23 protein-coding genes and 1 pseudogene are annotated in these 21,775 nt (G+C 59.9%); 16 read left to right on the top strand and 8 right to left on the bottom strand.

Annotation, left to right across the window (positions count from 1 at the left end):
• Positions 1 to 196 precede the first annotated feature (196 nt).
• Together IPM54_22735 and IPM54_22730 are read left to right on the top strand one after the other, a co-directional pair.
• Positions 197 to 1,543, top strand: a complete 1,347-nt coding sequence (locus tag IPM54_22735; GenBank protein MBK9262607.1) for a hypothetical protein — start codon at positions 197 to 199, stop codon at positions 1,541 to 1,543.
• A gap of 144 nt (positions 1,544 to 1,687) precedes the next feature.
• Positions 1,688 to 1,774 (top strand): annotated as a pseudogene (locus IPM54_22730) (collagen-like protein).
• Positions 1,775 to 2,206: 432 nt separating this feature from the next.
• On the opposite strand, the gene IPM54_22725 reads toward IPM54_22730, so the two are convergent.
• Positions 2,207 to 2,605 (bottom strand): hypothetical protein, encoded by a 399-nt coding sequence (locus tag IPM54_22725; protein ID MBK9262606.1) that lies wholly within the window; start codon positions 2,603 to 2,605, stop codon positions 2,207 to 2,209.
• Positions 2,606 to 2,638: 33 nt separating this feature from the next.
• The gene (locus IPM54_22720; GenBank protein MBK9262605.1) at positions 2,639 to 3,016 is read right to left on the bottom strand and encodes a hypothetical protein; all 378 of its coding nucleotides are present in this window, start codon (positions 3,014 to 3,016) and stop codon (positions 2,639 to 2,641) included.
• A 98-nt stretch (positions 3,017 to 3,114) separates the two neighbouring features.
• Here IPM54_22720 and IPM54_22715 point away from each other — a divergent pair, with 98 nt between their 5' ends.
• On the top strand, positions 3,115 to 3,435 hold the full coding sequence (locus IPM54_22715) for a hypothetical protein (GenBank protein ID MBK9262604.1): 321 nt from the start codon (positions 3,115 to 3,117) through the stop codon (positions 3,433 to 3,435).
• A gap of 9 nt (positions 3,436 to 3,444) precedes the next feature.
• Here IPM54_22715 and IPM54_22710 read toward each other — a convergent pair whose 3' ends face one another.
• The gene (locus tag IPM54_22710; protein ID MBK9262603.1) at positions 3,445 to 4,221 is read right to left on the bottom strand and encodes a CBS domain-containing protein; all 777 of its coding nucleotides are present in this window, start codon (positions 4,219 to 4,221) and stop codon (positions 3,445 to 3,447) included.
• 107 nt (positions 4,222 to 4,328) lie between these two features.
• On the opposite strand from IPM54_22710, the gene IPM54_22705 reads away from it, so the two are divergent.
• Positions 4,329 to 5,900: an adenylate/guanylate cyclase domain-containing protein gene (locus IPM54_22705; protein MBK9262602.1), complete on the top strand. Its 1,572-nt coding sequence runs from the start codon at positions 4,329 to 4,331 to the stop codon at positions 5,898 to 5,900.
• Here IPM54_22705 and IPM54_22700 read toward each other — a convergent pair whose 3' ends face one another.
• Positions 5,901 to 6,389, bottom strand: a complete 489-nt coding sequence (locus IPM54_22700; protein ID MBK9262601.1) for a hypothetical protein — start codon at positions 6,387 to 6,389, stop codon at positions 5,901 to 5,903.
• A gap of 133 nt (positions 6,390 to 6,522) precedes the next feature.
• On the opposite strand from IPM54_22700, the gene IPM54_22695 reads away from it, so the two are divergent.
• From IPM54_22695 to IPM54_22660, 8 genes are all read left to right on the top strand, one after another.
• Positions 6,523 to 7,275, top strand: a complete 753-nt coding sequence (locus IPM54_22695; protein ID MBK9262600.1) for a methyltransferase domain-containing protein — start codon at positions 6,523 to 6,525, stop codon at positions 7,273 to 7,275.
• The gene (locus tag IPM54_22690) at positions 7,272 to 7,733 is read left to right on the top strand and encodes a GNAT family N-acetyltransferase (protein ID MBK9262599.1); all 462 of its coding nucleotides are present in this window, start codon (positions 7,272 to 7,274) and stop codon (positions 7,731 to 7,733) included. The genes IPM54_22695 and IPM54_22690 overlap by 4 nt, the downstream gene beginning before the upstream one ends.
• A 335-nt stretch (positions 7,734 to 8,068) precedes the next feature.
• A complete protein-coding gene (locus tag IPM54_22685; GenBank protein ID MBK9262598.1) occupies positions 8,069 to 9,250 on the top strand; it encodes a response regulator in 1,182 nt (393 codons plus the stop codon).
• 48 nt (positions 9,251 to 9,298) lie between these two features.
• Positions 9,299 to 9,847, top strand: a complete 549-nt coding sequence (locus tag IPM54_22680; GenBank protein ID MBK9262597.1) for an NUDIX hydrolase — start codon at positions 9,299 to 9,301, stop codon at positions 9,845 to 9,847.
• A gap of 89 nt (positions 9,848 to 9,936) precedes the next feature.
• Positions 9,937 to 10,203: a hypothetical protein gene (locus tag IPM54_22675; GenBank protein ID MBK9262596.1), complete on the top strand. Its 267-nt coding sequence runs from the start codon at positions 9,937 to 9,939 to the stop codon at positions 10,201 to 10,203.
• The gene (locus IPM54_22670; GenBank protein ID MBK9262595.1) at positions 10,133 to 10,867 is read left to right on the top strand and encodes a Smr/MutS family protein; all 735 of its coding nucleotides are present in this window, start codon (positions 10,133 to 10,135) and stop codon (positions 10,865 to 10,867) included. The genes IPM54_22675 and IPM54_22670 overlap by 71 nt, the downstream gene beginning before the upstream one ends.
• Positions 10,868 to 10,969: 102 nt before the next feature.
• On the top strand, positions 10,970 to 11,908 hold the full coding sequence (locus tag IPM54_22665; GenBank protein ID MBK9262594.1) for a branched-chain amino acid transaminase: 939 nt from the start codon (positions 10,970 to 10,972) through the stop codon (positions 11,906 to 11,908).
• A complete protein-coding gene (locus tag IPM54_22660; GenBank protein ID MBK9262593.1) occupies positions 11,905 to 12,612 on the top strand; it encodes a hypothetical protein in 708 nt (235 codons plus the stop codon). The genes IPM54_22665 and IPM54_22660 overlap by 4 nt, the downstream gene beginning before the upstream one ends.
• Here the strand turns inward: IPM54_22660 and IPM54_22655 are convergent.
• The 3 genes from IPM54_22655 to IPM54_22645 form a co-directional block, all read right to left on the bottom strand.
• Positions 12,583 to 13,206, bottom strand: a complete 624-nt coding sequence (locus IPM54_22655; GenBank protein MBK9262592.1) for a hypothetical protein — start codon at positions 13,204 to 13,206, stop codon at positions 12,583 to 12,585. The two genes, IPM54_22660 and IPM54_22655, sit on opposite strands and share 30 nt — an antisense overlap.
• 70 nt (positions 13,207 to 13,276) lie before the next feature.
• Positions 13,277 to 14,362: a hypothetical protein gene (locus IPM54_22650; protein MBK9262591.1), complete on the bottom strand. Its 1,086-nt coding sequence runs from the start codon at positions 14,360 to 14,362 to the stop codon at positions 13,277 to 13,279.
• On the bottom strand, positions 14,359 to 15,219 hold the full coding sequence (locus IPM54_22645) for a hypothetical protein (GenBank protein ID MBK9262590.1): 861 nt from the start codon (positions 15,217 to 15,219) through the stop codon (positions 14,359 to 14,361). Before IPM54_22645 ends, IPM54_22650 begins: the two co-directional genes overlap by 4 nt.
• Before the next feature lie 622 nt (positions 15,220 to 15,841).
• Between IPM54_22645 and IPM54_22640 the strand changes: the two genes are divergently transcribed.
• Positions 15,842 to 16,693: an OmpA family protein gene (locus tag IPM54_22640; GenBank protein ID MBK9262589.1), complete on the top strand. Its 852-nt coding sequence runs from the start codon at positions 15,842 to 15,844 to the stop codon at positions 16,691 to 16,693.
• Positions 16,694 to 16,924: 231 nt separating this feature from the next.
• On the opposite strand, the gene IPM54_22635 is transcribed toward IPM54_22640, so the two are convergent.
• A complete protein-coding gene (locus IPM54_22635; GenBank protein MBK9262588.1) occupies positions 16,925 to 17,614 on the bottom strand; it encodes a VTT domain-containing protein in 690 nt (229 codons plus the stop codon).
• Between the two features lie 536 nt (positions 17,615 to 18,150).
• Between IPM54_22635 and IPM54_22630 the strand changes: the two genes are divergently transcribed.
• The 3 genes from IPM54_22630 (at position 18,151) to IPM54_22620 (ending at position 21,659) form a co-directional block, all read left to right on the top strand.
• Positions 18,151 to 18,732: a hypothetical protein gene (locus IPM54_22630; GenBank protein MBK9262587.1), complete on the top strand. Its 582-nt coding sequence runs from the start codon at positions 18,151 to 18,153 to the stop codon at positions 18,730 to 18,732.
• 101 nt (positions 18,733 to 18,833) lie between these two features.
• Positions 18,834 to 19,850 (top strand): hypothetical protein, encoded by a 1,017-nt coding sequence (locus IPM54_22625; GenBank protein ID MBK9262586.1) that lies wholly within the window; start codon positions 18,834 to 18,836, stop codon positions 19,848 to 19,850.
• Positions 19,851 to 19,904: 54 nt separating this feature from the next.
• Positions 19,905 to 21,659 (top strand): amidohydrolase family protein, encoded by a 1,755-nt coding sequence (locus IPM54_22620; GenBank protein ID MBK9262585.1) that lies wholly within the window; start codon positions 19,905 to 19,907, stop codon positions 21,657 to 21,659.
• Positions 21,660 to 21,775 lie beyond the last annotated feature (116 nt).

Here is a 21,775-nt window from a genome sequence, read left to right as displayed (position 1 = left end):
GCGGTGCCGCCGAAACCCCATGCAGGGGGTCGGTTCTGGCGGCGAAGGTGGACGAAGGTCGGCGAGGATTGTTCATCGGCGCGCAGAAAATGTGCGCTTGGCGCTGAACGTAACTTGAAAAGATAAGCGCACGCCGCTCTGGTCCTTGTTGCAACACGCCTCCTTTTGACCGATCCTTCATGTCCGGAGGAGCCACATGAGGAGCAGGCTGAAAAACTTTCTTGGTGTGTTTGCGGCACTGTCGATAGCTGGGACGGCGGCAGCCGTGGGTTGTTCGGGAACGCCGAGCAACAATACCAGCACCAACGCTGGTGGAGCGGGTGGCGAGGGCAATGGCAGTGCTCAGGGAGGCAGCGGTAACAGTACCGCTCAAGGAGGCAATGGTACCGGTGGTGATGGCGGAGGCTTCATTCCCGGCACGGGCGGCAATGACGGCGGGTTGGATCCCGACAGCGCATGTGCAGCGCAAAGCGCAGAAGCGACGCTCGCCAAGAAGCCCGTCGACATCATCATCATCATCGACAACTCGGGCAGCATGACTGACGAGATCATCGGTGTAGAGAAGAACATCAATCAAAACTTCGCGACGATCATCGAAAACAGCGGAATCGACTATCGAGTGATTCTCGTTGCCCGGCATGGAAAAGCCAATCCGGACGAAAGCATCTGCGTCGAAGCGCCGCTTTCGGGTATTCCCGCCGGTGGGTGCGCGACCCCGCCCGCACAGCCCGTGGACAATCCACCGAAATTCTTCCATTACAACGTCGAAGTCGCGAGCACGAATTCGCTCTGCATCTTCATGAACGCATTCTCGGCGCCCGACTTGAATGGAAAAGCCCCCATGGGCCTCCAAGAATGGCTCAGGCCGGATGCATTCAAGGCGTTCATCGAGCTCACGGATGACAACATCTCGTGCAACACGGCGACGGGCATCAATTTCAACGATCAAGACACCGTGGCGGGTGGCATCGCGCTCGCGGACAAGTTCGACACGGAGCTGCTGAAGCTGTCGCCCACCCACTTCGGCACGAAGGAATCACGGAATTACGCGTTCTACAGCATCGTGGGCATGACGTTCAACAATCCACCAACGCAGCCCTACGGACCCATGGATCCGATTACGACGGCGATTTGCCCGGCCGCTGTCGACTCGGGCACCGGCTATCAAGGCCTGAGCATCCTTACGAACGCATTGCGATTCCCGCTCTGCGATACGACATCGTACGACGTGGTGTTCCAAGCGATCGCTCAAGGCGTCATTGCGGGATCGAAGGTTGCTTGCGACTTCCCGGTTCCCGCAGCTCCCATGGGGCAAACGGTCGACCTCAACACCGTCGAAGTGCAATACACGCCCGGTGGCGCGGGCACGCCCACGGGTTTGAAGAAAGTTGCCGACGCAGCATCCTGCGCCGCGGATTCATTCTATGTCGACGTCGCGCTGAAGCAGGTTTACCTGTGCCCCGAGACATGCTCGGTCGTGCAAAACGACGACAAAGCGAAGCTCGACGTTCTCTTTGCCTGTGACATCGGCGGCGCGAACTGAAATGGCATGATGTTGGGGCGAAAAACGCCCCGACATCCCATCGTTTTCCCTTCCATCCCTGGACGAACTTTGCTTTGATGGGCCATGCACCATCGAACAACGTCTCTCGTCTTCATTCTTCTCGCTACGTTCATAGGTTGTGAAGGACAACCCGGTCCCAAGGGTGATGTCGGGCCGCGCGGTGAACAAGGTCCTCCGGGGGAGCCCGGTCCGTCCGGCGACCCCGGTAAACGGACGCTGCACCGGGCGTTCTTCTCGTCGAACCAAGACATCGATACAGGGGTCGTTCCCGACCGAATGCTTTCGTTTACCAAGGTGGACGACGCGTCGATCTTGCGGCTGACGTACTTCGACGGGTTTCGGGTATTCGGTAATGGCGGAGCCTGCGCCTGTCGGTGGACGGTGCTGTTCGACGGGAAAACGTGTACGGATCCTGGAAAAGTCATCATGGACGCGACGACGGGCGTCGTCGATAACTCGCGCGCAACGACGCTCACGGCCTATTGTGGCGGGACGCAATCGGGACCGTTTACCGGCGACGTCGATATCACGGTGAGCGTACAATCGAGCAACAACTGTGATTGCCAGACGGGCTTCGACGGCATCACGGGGCTTCTCGAAGTGGAAGAAGTGGCGCCTTGAGCAATCGTGGGCCAGGTGGAGTTACTTGGCCAATTCCGCCTTGATGGCTTGCACGATCTCGCTCGTGTCGAAGCTATCGTTCGCATTGTTGGGATCGTCGCCGGGGTACGTGCCCGACGCCCAATGTTTCACGAGTTTGCCATCGCGTGAAATGAGGTACTTGTGGAAGTTCCACGTGGGTTCGAGGCCCACGGCGGGACCTGGATCCGGCTGAGAAAGCAGCCACTTCCAAACGGGTTGTGGCTCTTCCGGACCCGCGCCGTCGACGTCGCGCACGTGCCCCATGGCAAATTGCTTGAACGTGAGCATGTACTTGTCGACGCAGCCGTCGATTTGTCCCTCCGAACCTCCTTGATTGCCGAAATCGTTGCTGAGAAATCCGAGCACTGCAAAACCCTGACTACCGAACGTATCCTCCAAGACCTGGAGGCCCGCATATTGCGGCGTGTAGCCTCATATCGCTGCGGTATTGACGATCAGCGCCACCTTGCCGCGATATTTGCACATCGATACGGGTTCGATGTCATTGATGTCGTACGACTTCGCAGAGAATTCGTAAATGCTGCCCGGATCAGCGGGAGGATCGCACACGAATGCCACGGGTGCGCCGCCAAATCCACCTGCACCAACCGATGCAGACGACGAAGACGAGCTCACCATGCCGCTCGATGTAGCCGACGCGCTGCTCGCTTGAGCCATTCCGCCATCACCGCCTTGGCCACCCGCGCTGCCCGTCGTTCCCGCAGTATTTCCACCGCTCCCACAAGCAAACGCCACGAGAGCCATGCCAAGCGCAGCGCCCCACTGCGCCCATTCCTTCCAGCGTCTCATCGTTTCACCTCGCTCTGACCAATCCAAGCCAGTCAGCGTACGAGCATACACGAAACGGGGGCGCTCGTGGTCGCAAAGAAGCGTGATAAGCTCGGGGCATGAAAGCTCGACTTGCCTCTCCCCTTCTTCGCTTCATCACGACCATCGGCCTCGCATCGCTCGCATTGCCCGCGTGTCGCAGCAACGCGGAAGCCGTGTGCGACTTGAAATGCGAGTGCGAAGGATGCAGCCCCTCGACACTCGATGACTGTTATTTCAACGGCACCAAGGACGAGCGCGAAGCCGACGGCAAAGGCTGCTTGGACTTCTACGACGACCTCAAAGCCTGCGAATACGACACGGCGTTCTGCAAGTCGGGGAACGACTTCGATACCGCCTGCAAGACCGAGAAAGAGCGTTACGACAACTGCAAGAAGTAACGCTCGTGCTCAATGATTCGCGGCGCGCGCGAAGTCGATTCCCGTGAGGATTCCGCGTACTTTGCGATCGTGCACGGCGAGCACGCGACGAGCGCGCGTTGCCAGCGCCTGTCCTGCTGCTCGAAAAAGCGGCGTGCGCACGTCGAGACACAACATCGCGTAGTTCATGACATCCTCGACGTGCGTTTCGGGCGGCAATTCTCGAGCTTCGAGCGCCTCGACCTGCGTGAACACGCCGATGGGCGATTCGTCTTCGTCGACCACCACGAGCCCGCTCACGTGCGCATTTCGCAAACGATCCGTAGCCGTCGACACGGTCGCCGTGTGCTCGATCGTGAACACCGGGTGCGCCATGAACTCGCTGATCGGCAAATTTACGCGCTTGTCACGAATGGCTGCCAGCACTTCCTTGGTGCTGAAAACACCGGTGAGATTCGGACGCGTATCGTCCCGCGACGCTGCATCTCGCACGAAGACGCGATGTATGTGGTGTTTGACGAGGAGCTTTGCGGCATCCGAGACGGGTGCGTCCGGAAGAACCGTCACGGGATTCGACTTGACCACGTCTCCAGCGCGAAGCTCGGGCAAATGAAGCAGCGCGCCCGTTCGCGCACCACGCTTCGCCTCCACGCGTCCGATGCGCAGTAGATCCGTGCGAGACAAGACGCCCGTGCAATTTCCCGCGTCGTCGACGACGGGTACGCACGATATGGCGAAGCGATTGAGCGTCGCGTCGACCTCGCCGAGCGTCGCGGTTTCGGGCATCGTAACGATGGTTTCGCTCATGTAGAGCGAGAGCGGCATTGCAAAGTGGGCCATGTTCATGGGCACAGCAAGATGTTTGCCGTCGCAACAATTGCGGCATTTCTCGCGCAGCCGCAGGCTCGCCACGCATGCCTTGCGCAAAGGCGCACGCCTTGCGGGTCATGGATACGATAAGCTCGCCGCCCCCACTCCACTCGCAGAACATCATGGCCATACCCATCAGCGCCCAATTGCCCACGCGAGCGCGTCTGCGTTTGCATGTCGCGACGTTGCTCGTGTCCTTGTTCACGTTCGTCTACGCGCGGCTCGTATGTGTTCACATTTGCAGTTTGTCTTTCGAGGAGCTCGCGCGTTCGGTCCTTTCGCTCTGCGTGCTGCACATGATGCTACGCGAAGTCATGCTGCACGTGACGAACGTGGAAGGTACCGTCGCGCCGGCGCGCAGGGCGTATTTGCTTTCCGTGGCCACGTGGTTTTTGACGGGCGCAGCCGGCATCGCGCTCCACGCCGGACTTCATCCAACGTTTCCGTTTGGGAGTCATTTCAAGTTCGCGATTGGTTATTGGGTACTTGGTGGAGGCATCGTGGCGCAGCTCGAGTATCTGCTTTTCGAGCGCGTTTTGCCGAACGCACCGGGCACGATCGCTTCCAAGCTCCATGAAAGGCTTGGGCGAAGGCTCGTCGAAGGGTACGTCGTATTCACCATCGCGCCGGCGTTCGTGCTGCTCTTGACGTTGCGTCGCATGGTGGACGAGCTCCATGGCGAAAAGCGATACGTGTACGAAGCTGGCATTCTTGCAGCAGGTTTTACCGCAGCGGCGCTCGCCACGGCGTATGCGTTTGGTCGCAGTTTGCGGCAGGATTCCGAAAAATTGCTCGATGCCGTGCGCAAGGTGGGCGAAGGAAACTTCGAGCCTGGCGTATCCACGTGCCGCCCGGACGAACTATCGCTCGTGGCTGCGGGCATCAACGACATGGCAAGCGGGCTGCTCTTGCGCGAGCGAATTCGGGATGCGTTTGGGCGGTTCGTCTCGCCGGAGGTTGCGACCGAGTTCATTGAAAAGTATGCGCGGGAAGGCTTGCAGGCCGAGCTTGGGGGGAAAAAGCGCGATGTCGTGATCCTATTCAGCGATTTGCGCGACTTCACGCCGCTCAGCGAATCGTTGCCTCCAGAGCGGCTCATCGACGTCTTGAATGGGTATTTTACGGAAATGGTGGGTGCGATTCGCGCGAATGGGGGCATGGTCGACAAGTTCATCGGGGACGCCGTGCTCGCCGTGTTTGGCTTGACGGACGGCAAAGGGGATTCGGCGACTTCGGCGGTACGCGCGGCGCTCGAAATGCAGAAGCGGTTATCGGCGTACAACGAGCGCTTGCGCGCCGACGGCATCGAATTGAAATCGGGTATCGGCATTCACGCGGGTGAAGTCGTGGCGGGGTATTTGGGCAGCGCCGAGCGCCTTGAATTCACGGTGATTGGGCACAACGTCAACATCGCGGCGCGCATCGAGAGCCACGCCAAGGCGCCGAAACCACCGCTGCTCGTGAGTGAAGAGGTGGCGAAACGCGTGCGCGATGCGTTCGTCGTGGAAGAGGTTGGGAAAGCCTCGCTCAAGGGAATTGGCGACGAGATGAAGCTATTTACGGTGGCGGGGGAAGCGATGGGGGCAAACACCACATCGCAAGCGGTCCTTGCGTGATCAATTCGACATCACGGCCGATGCCATCGAATTCGTGCGAACGGATTCTTCTCTCGCCGGCAGTTTTACCGCATTGGTTTTTCGCGACCGTATCGATGCAGGAACGAGCCCTCCCACGCCGAGGAGCAGCAGCGGATACCCCGCGAATGCCAATGCGTTGTCCTTGATGGCCAAACCCACCCCTGCGAGCATGCAAATGATGGGCAAACTGGCAAGCGTGCGCTCGGCGTAGGACAGACGCGGATCGAGCAGCACGAGGCCCACGGCAATGCAGCCGGCACCTATCGAGCCCACCGATCCTGCAATCATGTGCTCGATTCCCCCGCGAGCTGCAATGATGGAGATGATTCCAACTGCCGTGAACGCCGCGGCCAGGAAAGTATCGCGACGTGACGACACAATTTCAGAATGCTGCGCGGACGACAAAGGTTGACTCATGCGCGGGCGCGTGTGCATGTCGCGTGCCGAGTCGCCCTTATGCGAATTCACGATGCGACTCGCCGAGCTTCGATCCGGACGCGCGTGATTTGCACTTTGCTGCGCACGATTTTCGCAAAAAATCTCTCGACAAAGTGATTCCGTTACGGTACGTCGACGTCCTCGCAGAATAACGGAGGTTGATATGGCTGACCTTGTCGAAAAAAACCGGGCGTATTGGAATCAGATAAGCTCCGAATATCAGCGGATGCATGTCTCGTCGCTGGGCACAGTCGATCCGACGTGGGGCGTATGGGCCGTTCCGGAACGTGAGCTTTGTATATTGGGTGATGTTGCGGGCAAAGACGTCCTCGAATTCGGATGTGGCGGGGCGCAATGGTCCGTGGCACTTGCGCGTCGAGGTGCGCGTGTGACGGGGCTCGATCTGTCATCGGAACAACTGCGGCATGCACGAGAAATCGTGGCGGCCGAAGGAGTTTCCGTGACGCTCGTGGAAGGCAATGCGGAACGGACGCCATTTGCAGATGCAAGCTTCGATATCGTTTTTTGCGATCACGGCGCGATGACGTTTGCGAATCCGCGAAAAACCGTGCCCGAAGCAGCGCGCATCTTGCGTCCGGGAGGCCTTTTTGCATTCAACGTGGCCACGCCGTGGCTCGATGCGGCCACGGATCGAAAAACGGAAAAGGTCGGCGACCAGCTCGTCGTCGATTATTTCGACATGCCCTTGTGGACGGATGAAGCCGGACAAACCACTTTCCAGCTCACCTACGGAGAATGGATTCGCCTTTTCCGGCAATCCGGTTTGATGATCGACGACCTCGTGGAAATTCGCCCGAAGGAAGGGGCGACCACCACGTACGAGGGTTACGCGCCGCTCGAATGGGCCCGGCGATACCCCGCGGAGCACATATGGAAACTACGTCGCGAACGATGAATCTGAGGTTCGTCGAATATGCTCCGGAGCACCGCACCGGATGCCTCGATGTATTCGACAGCAACGTTCCGGAGTTCTTTTCGGAATCGGAACGCGAAGATTTCTGCAACTTTCTCGATCGCTTGCCAGGTCGTTACGGCGTCGTCATCGATGACACGGGCCGCATCGTCGGTTGCGGAGGCATTGCAGCGTCGCGCACGGACCCTCGCGCCGCCGATTTGACCTGGGGAATGATCCACCGAGCGCTTCATCGAAGCGGCATTGGGCGCATTCTCACGCGCGAGCGGCTCGCATGGGTCGCCGAAATGCCCGAAGTCGCTGCCGTGCAACTGAATACCAGCCACCTGACCGAAGGGTTTTACGAAAAATTCGGGTTTCGCACCGTAAAACGCATAACCAATGGTTATCGCGAAGGACTCGATCGGTGCGACATGGAATGGCTACGACCAAATTCCTGACTTTCTGCGCTGTAGCCGCTGCGAGGCCCGCGATCCTTGCCCAATGCACTCGGCAGCGTCAAATGTTTGACGACCGTCCCAGGTGCAACTTTTGTGCACGTAGCCCTGCAACCGCCATTCAATTGGCAGTCGAAAAACTGCCCACTGCAACTGGTCATTCGTGTTGGCAGGGTCGGAATACACGCGTCAATGAGTGTATTTTTCACGTCAAACGAGCGTCAATGCACACAATTACGTTACCGAACGGAAAATTTGTTGGGTATATTGAATCGGCGAGAGGTGGCGCGCCCGTATGACGTAGCCATCCAGAGACGACGCTGCTGGAGGGAATCTCTATGAAACCGCACGTCCTCGTCGTCGATGACAGTTTGACCGTACGTATGGATCTGCGAGGGGCACTGAACGCCGCAGGATTCGACGTTACGGTATGTGACACCAGACGCGCCGCCGTGGAGCTGCTCGACAATCGAAATTTCTCTGCCCTGGTGCTCGACATCATGCTGCCCGATGGCGACGGAGTGGAAATCCTTCAGCGAGTACGGGCAAACCCTCATTCGTCATCGCTGCCCGTCATCGTGTTGTCCTCGGAAGCCGATGTCCGTGATCGGGTTCGTGGTTTGACCATGGGAGCTGACGAATACGTCGGCAAACCCTACAACATTGCCTATTTCATTGGCCGCCTGCGCGAACTTTGTCGTCGCACCCGCAACAGCGCACCGCCTCCTCCGTCGATCGTGGGAAGTCGACGAATTCTCGCAGTCGATGACTCCCCTACGTTCCTCGCTCACCTCGCGCGCAGCCTTCGTGAAGATGGCCATGACGTCGTGCTGGCTCGATCGGGCCACGAAGCTCTCGATATGCTTGCAGCTCAAACGATTGATTGCGTGATCCTCGACCTGCAAATGCCCCATGTCGACGGCATCGAAACCGTGCGCATGATCCGGCAAACCCCAGGCCGAGAATCGACCCCGACCCTCATGCTCACGGCCAGCGAAAATCCCGAAGATCAACGCAACGCCACCGCTGCCGGCGTCGATGATTTTCTCCGTAAAACCGTTGCCCTGGACATCGTACGCGCGAAAATTCGCAACCTGCTTCGTCAAAAATACGCGGACTTGCCGCATGTCGATGCGCAGAACTCGAACAAATCCGCCATCAATCGCACGTCGGTCCACGACCGGACCGCAAACGTCGTGACTGCAAATCAACGCTCGGCTTCGTCGAACGCATCGAAGCGATCGAAGGAGGACGTCAAGTCGCCTGCGAACCACTTCAGTGCATTGTTCATCGCGGTTGCCGCGGCCATGGGCCTCGAAGCCGACCCTGCTCGCGAGTCACTGGCGAGAACGCTCAGCCGCATGGGCGTCGACCCTCGATGCATGAGCGAGGCCGACTTGTCCCGTGCGCTGCCCGCTCTCGAAGACACGCTTGCGATGTTCTGTCCCGTCGAAGATGCTGCAGCGCGCTCGCGCGCACTCGCCGCGCTCGCAGCACGCGCTCGTCGCAGCGGCAGCTAATGCCACACCGCGGTGCCTCACTTTGGGGTGCGTGCTATTGCGTCTCTCATGCCCCTTCCCCCTGTCCAACGGCTCTCGGCGGCGATCGTGGGTCGACACGGCATCTTCGACATCGTTCGTCACGAAATCGAGGGTTCCGAAGGGCCGCGCGTGTACATCACGCTCGCGATGCTCGATTGGGTGTCGATCGCTGCGGTGACCACCGACAACCGCTTCGTCCTCGTGCGGCAGCATCGACACGGCATCAGCGAAGTCACGCTCGAAACGGCGGGAGGCTTCGTCGACGAAGGCGAAACGCCGCAGCTTGCCGCGCGCCGTGAGCTTCGTGAAGAGACCGGGTATTCGCTGCGCGAAATCCAGTCGCTCGGCGCGGTCCATCCGAACACCGCGATGCAGAACAATCGGTGTCACATCTTCCTCGCTCGCGGCGTCGAAGCCTCCGGCCCGCCTGCTCCAGACGAAGACGAGTACATCGAGCCCGTCCTGCTCGATGCGAGAGCCGTGCGCCGAGCGCTCGACGACGGCATGATCACGAATGCGCTCTCCATCGTGACGCTCGAGCGCGCGCTTGCCCGCCTGGGCGTCAAATCGTTTTGACAAACCTCCCCGCCCTCGTCGCTCGCAAGTAGGCTTGGCACATGGATGATCGAGAGCTTTTCGATCGCATCTTCGCGCTCATCGATGCGATGGAGGAAAATCAGCATCGCAAGGTCGTCGAGCTCGCGCGGCGGCTGAAGCCGAACCTGACTGCGGAAGACATTCGGAATCCGCATGATTTTCCGGATCTCGCTGATCCCGATTGGCACTTCGAGGATGGTCAGCTCGCAGGAATACAGTCGGTACGGTTTGCACTACGCGCCCTCTCGGGTGAAGTTCTGTCCCATGGGGACCAAGCCGCGTACGCAGCGGACGGAGACCAAGAAGAAAAAGGCGAATCCGACGTCGGCGGATAGCCCGTTCTTCCGCCCCTTCGCAGCGCTTGCCGCGAAAAAGGCGCGCAGCGAAAAGGCTCCCACCAAGGTCCCCGAGAAGCCGCCCGCGAGCCCGCCGGAGGAAGCCTCCATGGTTGGCACGACGGAGGCCGAGACATTTGCCATCTTCATGGCTGGGGTTCGTTCCCTCGACGGGCAGCGAGCTACGCGTGTTCCAGTCTCTTCCGAAAAAATCGAACCTCGAAAAATTGTCCCCGCCACGGACCCAGATGCAGACGCTCGCACGGCGCTGCAGATGCTCGTTGCCGATGGTGCGCGCTTCGAAGTCGTCGACGATGGTGAACGTATCGAGGGGCGGCGCATCGACGTCGACCCTCGTGAAGTTCGGCGACTACGACGCGGCGCGTATACCGTCGATGGACGTCTCGACTTGCATGGAATGACGGCTGGTGAAGCGCGGCGCCAAGTGGAATCGTTCGTACGCAAACGACGCAGCGACGGGGATCGAGTGATTGCGCTCATCGTCGGCCGTGGGAACCATTCGCCTCGCGGAATTGGCGTTTTGCGCGGGGAAATTGCGGCTTGGTTGAGCCAGGGACCCGTTGCTCATCACATCGCAGCGTTCGCATCCGCGCCCGAAGACGAAGGTGGCCCAGGTGTGGTACTGGCGCTCTTGGCACGATGACCGGTTCGGGCTAGTTCCTTGTGCTCAAAGCTTCGCCGCATCGGTGGCGAGTGGTGAACCGGCATTGATCCTGCGACGGACGAACAAGCCAAGGAGCGCGCGATGGTCGACAAGTTGAAGAAGATCTGGATGGACGGAGAGTTCGTCGACTGGGAAAAAGCGAACGTCCACATCCTCACGCACTCGCTGCACTACGGACTCGGAGCGTTCGAAGGCATTCGTGGCTATCGCCGAGCGGACGGACAAACGGCGATCTTCCGACTCACCGAACACATCGATCGCCTCTACGACACGTGCAGGCTCATCGCCATCAAGCCGACGTTCACCAAAGAGCAGGTGATAAACGCATGCAAAGATATTATGCGTGCAAACGATATGACGGATGGCTACATCCGGCCGCTCATCTACATGGGTGAAGGTCCCATGGGCGTGTATGCCCACGACAACCCCGTACGCACGGCGATCATCGCGTGGCACTGGGGCGCGTACCTTGGCAAAGGTGCGACCGAGAACGGCATCCGCGTGAAGATTTCTTCATTTGCCAGGCACCACATCAACGTCGGCCTCGCCAAGGCGAAGATGATGGGCCAGTACACCAACTCGTCCCTCGCCAAACGCGAAGCCAAGGTCGCCGGCTACAACGAAGCCGTGCTGCTCGATCCCAACGGTTACGTCGGCGAAGGAACCGGCGAAAACATCTTCATCGTCCGCAGAGGTCGACTGCTGACGCCGCCTCCGTCCGCGTCGATCCTCGAAGGCATCACGCGCGACACGATCCTCACGCTCGCGCGCGAAGAAGGCATCCCGACGTCCGAAGAGATGATCTCGCGCGACCAGCTTTACTTGGCCGACGAGGCGTTTTTCACGGGAACGGCGGCCGAGGTCACGCCGATCCGCGAGGTCGATGATCGACCCATCGGTGATGGGGTCGTCGGGCCGATCACGCGCAAGCTGCAGGCGCGGTACTTCGACATCGTGAGGGGCTCCGACGACTCGCATCCCGAGTGGCTCTCGCACGTGTCGCTCCCTAGCCGCGCGTGACGCCTGCACCTTCGGCGCCACCTCGCGCGACCATCCCATCTGCGGTGGTCGCGCTCGTTTGCACCACCCTGGTCGCATGCGAGCCCGCAAAGGCTCCGCCGCGGCCGCTTGAAACGACGCCTCGCACTGCGACACCCAGAGCGACCGAATCACCGACCATCGATGCGGTCGGTCTGGGTTCGTCATTTCAAACCTACGCATCGACGCGCTTCAACTTTTCTCTGCCGCTACCTGATGGCGCTTCGTTTCGCATCGACGATCACACGGACCGGTGGCTCGTCGCGACGCACGCATCCGCTTCGTCGACGCTCCTCGTACGCGTGTGGCGCGAATATGAAATGATGAGCCGGGGCGCTTGTGAAGACCGAGCGCGCCTTTACCGAACGCTTCCTGAACGCATGGGAGATGTCTTCGTCGAACAGAAGCGCATCGACGTGCCTCCGGGCCACGACACGATCGTCGACGTGTACGTGCGCGAGCGCGGGGAAACGCCTCGAATCGAAGGCACGGTGCTCGCATTCGGTGGATGGGCGCGCCGATGTTTCGCGTTCGTGTACGTGACTCGAGACGACGATGAACACGCGGTTGCGGCGCGGTTGTCGACGATCGTTCATGGCACGCTTTTGCGGATGACGTTCGGCACGAGCGTCGTGCCAAAGCAGAAGCCGCCCGAGCTAGAGTCCCGTGAACGTCTGGCAAAATAGCGAACGATATTCTTCGTCTTCCACCAAGATCCACGTCCCTTGGGACACTTCGCCCGCCGGCTGCTGCCCGAGCATGTCTGGTGGCACCAAACAGTCGACGTCGTATCGCCCTTCGATCTTGCCCGCAGGAAGCATCGGATGATCGGTCTGGAAAGACCCTGCGAGCGTGCCGCGCATCATGGACAGCGAGACCTTCCCTGGGCTGATGATCTCGGCGCTCGTGCTCGAGAGCAGCGCGAGCGTGCCGCTGCCCGGACCATCGAAAAGCGGCACCGAAACCGTCGTATCGAGAAGCGCCGATGGAGGCAGGTCGAACGCCAAGCTGAGGCCGAATCCGTAGCGATCGGCCGTGGACAGAGCAACCGATGCCTTGGCCATGGGACCGTTCGGCAGCGGCGCGACGAGCTCGATGGTCGCGGCTGATCCGCGATACGTTTGCCCGTCGGCTGTCGTGATCACGAGCTCGTCCATCACGACGGTAGATCTTTTGAACCCAAACAAATCGCTCACGTCGTTCATCGAGCAACCCGCGGCCATCGATGCGATGACCGCAGCGGCAAGCCACTCGCGAAAGCCGAGTTTGTCCTTCCGCATCGTCCCCCCAGTTCGAACATCTGGGGCTTCGGGTCGCCGTCGGCGCCCTTCGCCCCAAACCCCATTCGTTTCAACACCCGCAATCGAGCACGTTGACGGTGAGCGAGTTGTGCACGACGTTGTCGCTCTCCGATGCTTCCGTCAGCGATTCGCCCGAATCCGCTTCGTGGTAGATCCAGTACAGTCCCTTGGGCGTGCCGCATGGAATGGTGGTCGTGACGTTCACGTGAACGGCCCCTTGGGCATTCACCGTTGCGCCAAACCAGGTGCCGAGCGTCACGCCGCTCCACGTGTGAGCATTGGGAGCTTTGGCCAGGTAAAACCGTTGATCGGTCGTAGCCGTCGTCGTGCCGGTGTTCGCCGTCGTGAAGTAAAAGGAAAACGTGTCACCGCGGCATCGCTGGATCGTTTGCCATGCGGTGTTGTTGCGTATGGTTCCTTTTGACAAACGCTGCGCGGACGCGAGGAGGTTTGTCTCGGCCTTGCCCGATGGGTAAAGGAAACGTCCGCACGCTGCGTCATCGGGCATTGGTTGCGAGTGCACGTGCTCGGGGCCGCCGCCGCCGAGCGGTACGGGTGGAGTGGGCCGCATGACTGTAAAACCGAGCGGATGATTGTCCGGGCCACCGGCGTACGTGATGGCCAAACCGTGCGCGTGACCGAACTCGTGCAGCAGCGCCGCTTGACCCGTGCGCTTCATGTCGTACGGGCACGTGCCTGCGGCAAACGCTTCATCTGGATTGGCAAAACCTTGCGTCGACAGATTCGCCACGAGCACGTTGGCTTCGATGATTCGGTCGCACTTGCGCACGATCACGGTTTCACCAAGGGCTCCATCGATGCTTGCCGTGTCGACGAGCGCCACGTCGTTCCATTCGTCGACGACGTCGACCCAGCATCGCGACGGTGGCCACGATCCGTAGTGGTAGACCATGTCGAGCATCCCGCCGACGCCTCGCCACTGCCCGACGACGGCCGCGTATGCCTTCGCCACGTCGGTGCCCGCAGGCATGCTGCACGAGTTCTGCACCATGCCGAACGGGGCCGGCCAGCGCACGGGATTGCCGTTGCACGTCAAGTACCTGTAGGCCGCGGCTTCACGCGCAAAGAGCACACATGCGAGCCCCACGCCGATCGATTTCAGGCGTGAGATCACGGTGCACCTCCCGCGTCGCACACCTCTCCGCCAAGCGGCGTCGTATCTCGTGCTTCTTCGACGGGACCAAAGCAGGCAAGAAGCTCTTCATCGTTCGGTAGCGGGTGACTCGACGGTTCCAGCTCGTCGGCGACATGCGGGGTTGTCTCGACGAACCGCCACGATCGACTCGAGTTGACCGGGACCATCGAGAACGTGCCGCGTGGCCACGTGTCCGTTGCTGCAGCGAAGGCGCGCACGTGGTCCGCAAAGCCCATCGCATCGAGCGCCCGATCCACGGCGTCTTCGGTCAGGGCGCGCGCCATGCGGGGCGATATGGATGGTGCGAGTCCCCCGTCGGATCGAGCCCAGAATGGCGCTCCAGCGATGGGCCCGGACATGCCCACGCCCACGACGAGCCGCCCGAAGGGATCCACGATCGGGGCCCTCGATCCCTGTTGCTCGACACGAAACACGAAACCAAACGCAACAGGAGAAAGGAACCAATCCGTGTTGCGCAAGAAGACCACGTGGCGTTTGCCGGGGGTGAATGCTGGCACGTGCATCGCGATCACTTCGCGACCGTCCGGGAGAAACCCGCCGAAGGACCGCAGCTCGAGCGTTCGTGGCGGCGACGATCCGAGCGAACCGATGTGCACCACGATGTTGGCCATCGTGGCCACCGTGCGAGGACCTTCGCGATCGTCGTACCGGAAGCTCACGTCTTGCACGTCGCCTTCGATGACGGCTGCCGTTTGTCGCAGCACATCCGCGAACGATTCGGCAACCGCTGGAGGCGCCGCAGCGCGTGCTTCGACGGCCCACAGCGGCATCAGCCCAACGGCCATGAATAGCGAATTTTGACGAATCGAGCGCATTGCACACCTTTCGACGTAGTGAGCCGAGCACGCGGCGACCCGAGACAAACGCGTTCGTCTGCGTCCTCTCACCTGCTCTCCGCGACGAACCGCAAAGAGCCGTGCGATCTCGACAACTGCGCACGATCTCCCCTGTGTGCACGAGGTCGACCATCGGAACGTGATGGTGTTCCGCTAGAGCTTGTTCCCTGGGATCATCGGAAAACGACCTACCCCCTCGCGTTTGTCTTTCTAGTACGTCGCAGGTTCGTCTCGTACGGGTTCGTCTCGTACACTGCTCGTTTGTATTCGTCCTGTTCGCCGTCCTCGGCGATGCACGCTGTCCGTGACGGTTCCCTTGCCTCACGGAAAGCTCGTCCCCGACCACCGTCGACGCGCGACCGAGCTCTAGGTGGTGCTCGCAACGAAAGCCGACGGGCGTTTGGCAATAGGCGAGCAAAAAGCCCCACATCCAGGCACGATTTCACGTGTCCACCAGCGTGTCTCGACCTCCGAACCGAGATCGGCACGCGAGCTCGGTGCGCAAGAAATTCGATTTGATCTTTCCCGTCGCGCGCGACCTCGCTAGTTTGCGGAAAAGCAGCCTGGCGAGCGACTCGCGCGGTTGCATTGGGAGATCGTCATGCAGTTGCGAACATTGGCCGCATGCACCCTTGCAGCCACGATCGTGCTCGGGTGCGGCTACTCCGAAGAGGAGTGGCAGGCGCAGCTCGACAAGTACAATAAGCTTTTGGCCGAGAAGAACGACGAAGCCTCGAAGGCGAAGGCGCGGCAAGCGGCGCTCGAAGAGGAGCTTCGTGGCGAGCAGGCGAGGGCCGAAGAGCTGAGGAAGAAGCTCGAGGCCGCGGGCTTCGACATGAAGAAGCTGAACGAGGATCTGCAGAACGCAGCGACTCGCGTGTCGTCACTCAGCTCGACGCTCGAAGAGCGTGAGAAGGCGCTGGCCGAGTACAAGGCGCGCGCCAAGCAGCTCGAGCAGATCAAGGCTCGATTCGAAATGCTTCGCAAGAAGCTCGACGAGCTCACCAAGCTGGGTTTGGCGGTGAACATTCGCAAGAACCGCATGGTCATTTCGCTCCCCGGCGACGTGCTCTTCGACTCGGGCCGTGAAACGCTCAAGAAAGAGGGCCAGGAGATCCTCACGAAGGTTGCAGGGATCATCAACGCGGACGCGTCGCTCAAGGGACGCGACTACCAAGTCGCCGGACACACGGACTCGAAGCCTCTTGCAGGCGGCATTTTCCGCGACAACTGGGGTTTGTCCCTCATGCGTGCGCGCGAAGTGCTTCTCTTCCTCGTGAGTGAGAAGGGCGGGCAACTGCCCATCGAGCGCTGGAGTGCTGCTGGGTTTGGCGACACCGATCCGATCGCTCCGAACGACACCGACGAAGGTCGACAGAAGAACCGTCGTTGTGACTTGATCGTCGTGCCCAGCGTCGAAGAAATGCTGGACCTCAAAGCCATCACGAACTGAAGCGGGGCCCCCGGGCGCCCCGGGTTAAAGAAGCTGTCTCAAAACTCGGCCGGTGGCAGCGTACCGCTTGCACGCGCGGGGTTGAAACCCCGCGCGGGCGTGCGGCGACACACTACGCCTGGAGTTGTGAGACAACCTCTAAAACCCCGCGCGGGGGTGCAAGCGGGTTAAGTTAGCGCTCATATCCCCCGAGTTCGAATGGCTGGCTTGCTCCCGGTTTGTGACCCGCCTTCAAACCGCCGGCTTTTCGCTGTCATTCTTTTTCGCCGCGCGATGGGCGCGAATGGCACCGATGATGGGCGGCAATACCGAAATGACGATGATCAAAATGACGACCTTTTCGATTTGCTTCGCCCCGAGCACTTTGCCGAGGTAATAGCCGAGAAACGTCATCGACGCGACCCAGCCGATTCCGCCGAAAATGTTGTACGAGAGAAACCTCTTGTAACTCATTTGCCCAACACCGGCGACGACGGGGGCAAACGTCCGAGCGAAGGGCATGAAGCGCGCAAGAACGATGGTTTTGCCGCCATGCTTTTCGTAAAACTTTTGCGTGGCGACGAGATAATCTTTCCGGAAGAACAGGCTTTGCTCGCGCGTAAAGATTTTCGGGCCTGCCTTGTATCCAATCGAATATCCCACCGTATCGCCAATGATGGCCATGACGGAAAGCACGACGTTCATCAGCAAGAGATTGGCAAATGTGGACACTCCGAATGGATTGATTTGTTCGGCATTGATGAGCACGCCCGTCGTGACGAGCAGCGAGTCGCCGGGCAGGAAAAAGCCGATCAACAGCCCAGTTTCGGCAAAAATGATTGCCATCAGGACTGGATAGCCACCCCACGTAAGGAGCGCTTCGATGTTGCCCCACGGAAGTACGTCACGCAGGCGGTAGAGTATCTCGCGTAGTGTGTCCACGGCGCTCCGATTAGCGCACCTTCAAGCCGTTGTCGAAGTTTCTGCTCGGATTCACTTACGTCCGCGCAGGACGCTGGAGCCTACGCCCGTACCCCACGTCAATCGTACTTTACATTACGGTCACACGTCTGCGGTCTGTTGGTTGTGCGCCCGTGTCGAGTCATCCGCGGATCTCATCGTCATCGACATTTCGATCCACGCTTGGACAGTGCAGGGACTACAGCTTTGCGCCCCGCCGTCTTTGCGTCTTTGCGTTGATCTTCGGGTCGTTACCGCGTGTGCGAATCAATTGTCGGCCGGGCGTGAGATTCCGTGCCGGTCTATGTGCGCGGCGTACCTTCGGGGTTACGTCCGCCATGGATGGTGCGACCCTCATTTTGGGGCTCGACGTCGCCAATAGCCTCAGAATTGGCCGCTACTCGACGTTTTGGTCGCCGCGGCAAGCTGCTTGCAATCGTGTCATCGGGCGTGGTCGAGCCAGACGGGGCGCGCTCGTTTGGTTTGATATTCACGCTGGAACGTGGAGGAGGATCGTCATGCTCAAGTTCATCGCGGCCAGCGCATTCGTGGGGGTCTTGGCGATTGGCTCTGTGGCCAGTGCGGAAGGCCAACAGCGTCAATTGTCCTGGGATCAAATGGTCCAGGCGTGTCAGAATCCGGCTGCTTTCCAGACGCAGCGTCAACCGAACGCCATTCGGCTGACCTGCGAGGATACCCAATTCATTTGGGAAGCCGATCAATCCGACAAAATGGAAATCGACAATCGTCGAAGCCTCGTCGCGTCGTTGTCTTCGGACAAGTTCTACGTGATTCGGCAAGAGAACGCGATTCCGATGAATGCCCTCCAGACGGCGTGTCCGCGCCTGAAGGAAGTGCAAGTGACGTACACGAAGAGCTTTGCATTGACGTGCCAAGAGCTCATGGCCCACAAGGGCTCGATGAACGACTTCTGCAAGGGCCGAGTCGACCAGGATCTCGTGTCGAACAAGGCGCTTGCGACGCGCGTCGAAACCGGAAACGTATACAATATGTGCGCCTCGCCGGAGCTCATCAAGGGCTCGAAGGCGTTGGTTGGCGGCAAGGCTCCTGCCAGCGTCCAACCTCGCAAGGAGCGCTAGGCGTGCGCTTCGGGGCGACCGCGTCTCAATCGGGTGCGGTCGCCCCCTCCCCCCACCATCCCCTTGAGCATCCGGACAAACCGATTCCAAGGAGACCGCTCATGGCGATTCGTTACACCATTCCCTCTGGCGTTTTCGTAGCATCGATCGTGGCCATCGGCTGCAATGAACCCATTGCTTCCACGACCATTACGTCGGTCCATGGCACGTGTGCAGACGCAGGAGGGGAAAACTGTCCAACGGATGGAGGTGACGATCCGATAGTCGATGACAAGAACAAAACGAACTACGTGATAACCGCGGGTGAACGTTCGGCCGAGGCGAAACGCAAACCCTGGTCGTCTTGGTGGTATCCGCATTGGCAAGATACCCTCTTCGAAGGGAAAATGAATGAATTGGCGCCGCTCCAGAAATACGACGCCTTTGCCCTCACACTCAATCGACGCACGTCGGCAGCCGCCTACGAACGCAGCTCGCTCTACGATCCGCGCGCCGTCTCGTGGTCTGGTCTCTGCGACGCATGGGCCATTGCTTCCGTCATGGAGCCTGAACCAGCGAGGATGCAGAGCCACGGGCAGCTCCTTTTCCGCGTCGGAGACTTGAAGGCGCTCCTCTTGAAAACATACGAAAACATCGACCCATTGACCATCATCGGCGATCGCTTCAATGGCGAATGGGACGACGAATATGCGGATGTGGCTCCGAATTTATTCCACGAAGTCGTCGAAACCGAGCTCATTGGCAAAAAGCGCGCGTTCATCATCGACGAAGATCCTGGGCCCGAGGTATGGAACGAACCGGCGTGGAAAGTCATGACCCGTGTTTCGCGTGTAGAAGGCAGCCCCAATATCGCCCGCGTGCAAACGTGGCTGTTCCTCGCCAGCCCACACGTCGAGGACCGCGATTTCGTCGGCACGCACGAAGATTCCCGCGAATACACCTACGACCTCGAAGGCGTATGGGAAGGCGACAAATTCCGTGTGAAATCCGGCCAGTGGACCGACCGCTCCCAGTGGGATCATCCCGATTACGTCATCAAACTCCCCGATACCATCAAGCGCGGAAGTTTCAACCCACACATCGATCCCGAGCTCGTCGACAAGATTCGCAAACAGTGAACCACCGGCAATAGGCGCTTGCCACGCTGTCCCGTCTCGGCGATGATCGCCGCCATGTACGACGTGAAGATCGTTGGTGGGCTCATTTGCGACGGAACGGGCAAAACGCGCTTCGGCGGTGATATCGGTATTCGTGACGGAAAAATCGTCGACGTCGGTGCTTGCCCTGAAAATGCGCGCCGCGTCCTCGACGCGCGCGGAGCCATCGTTGCACCGGGTTTTACCGACATCCATACGCATTACGATGGCCAAATTTCCTGGGATCCACTGCTGGAACCTTCCGTCGTCCACGGCGTCACGACGTGCGTCATGGGGAACTGCGGCGTGGGGTTTGCCCCCGTGCGCCCGTCAGACCATGACAAACTCATCACGCTGATGGAAGGCGTCGAAGACATCCCTGGTTCGGCTCTTTCCGAAGGAATTACGTGGGGTTGGGAAAGTTTTTCAGAATACATGGATGTGCTCGCCAAAACGCCGCGCACCATCGATTACATTTGCCAAGTGCCGCACGATGCGCTGCGCGTGTATGTCATGGGAGATCGCGCCGTTGCCGAAGAAGCCGCCACGGACGACGACATCGCGGCCATGCGCGCGCTGTTGCGCGATGCGCTCACAAGTGGTGCCGCAGGTTTTTCCACGGGCCGCAGTGACAATCATCGCAGCGCTACGGGCAAACCCACGCCCGCATCCGAAGCGCGCGGCAACGAGCTCAATGGAATCGTTCGCGCCTTCGAAGGACTTTCGCACGGCGTTTTGCAAGCCGTCAGCGATTTCGACATGATGCAAGGCCCGGATCGGTTTTCCCACGAATTCGACTTGCTCGAGCAAATGGCGCAAAGCGCCGGGCGCCCCTTGAGCGTATCGACGATGCAGCGCGACCACGCCGCTCGTCAATGGGAATCAATTTTCGAGCGCGCCCAGGCGGCCGTTCGAGCAGGATTGGATATCCGCTGCCAAGTGGCACCTCGTGCCATTGGTGTCATGCTCGGCTTGACCGCGACGTTCAATCCATTCATGGGTTTTCCCACGTACAAGTCGATAGCAAAAATTCCGCTCGCCGAGCGCGCCGCGAAAATGCGTGATCCCGCCATTCGCGCTACCATTTTGGCAGAAAAGAGCGATAAAGTGGCTGGTGACGGTAGCCCCTTGCCCCCGCTCGCGGACTTTTTCTTGGCAAACCTCGACCTCATCGCCATGCGCCTCTTCCGCTTGGGCGAATCGCCCAATTACGCACCGAACGTCCAAACGAGCCTCGCGGGGGAGGCCATTCGCAGCGGAAAACCCGTGCTCGCCGTCGTCTACGACGCGCTGCTCGAAAATGACGGCCAAGCGCTCTTGTACTTCCCGCTCTACAACTACACCGAAATGAACCTCGACGTCGTTCGTCGCATGCTCATGCACCCACTCGCATTGCCGGGCCTCGGAGATGCCGGTGCGCATGTGGGTACCATTTGTGACGCGAGTTTCCCGACGTTTTTGGTGTCGCATTGGGGGCGCGATCACGCCGATAGCGGAATATCACTCGAACGAGCCATCCAAATGCAGGCATTCGATACGGCTCGGCACCTGGGTTTGCACGACCGCGGCGCGATTGCGCCCGGTCAAAAAGCGGACATCAACATCATCGACCTCGACAACCTGCGCCTTTTGCATCCAGCCATGAAGCGCGATTTGCCCGCCGGTGGCCAGCGCCTCATGCAACATGCCGAAGGATACGTCGCGACGCTCGTGAGCGGCACGGTCGTCGCCGAACACGGTCGTTTCACCGGCCAAACGCCAGGCAGACTCGTAAGATTCGGGCGCGGTTAGACCACACCGCGGGTCAAAGAGACTATCTCACAACTCGAGGCGTAGTGCGTCACCGCACGCACGCGCGGGGTTAAAACCCCGCGCTACATTACAAGAAGTCCTCGCGCTACCGCGCT

The sequence above is a fragment of the Polyangiaceae bacterium genome, assembly GCA_016715885.1.
GTDB lineage: Bacteria > Myxococcota_A > Polyangia > Polyangiales > Polyangiaceae > Polyangium.
This window is presented reverse-complemented; position numbering and strand designations above follow the sequence as displayed.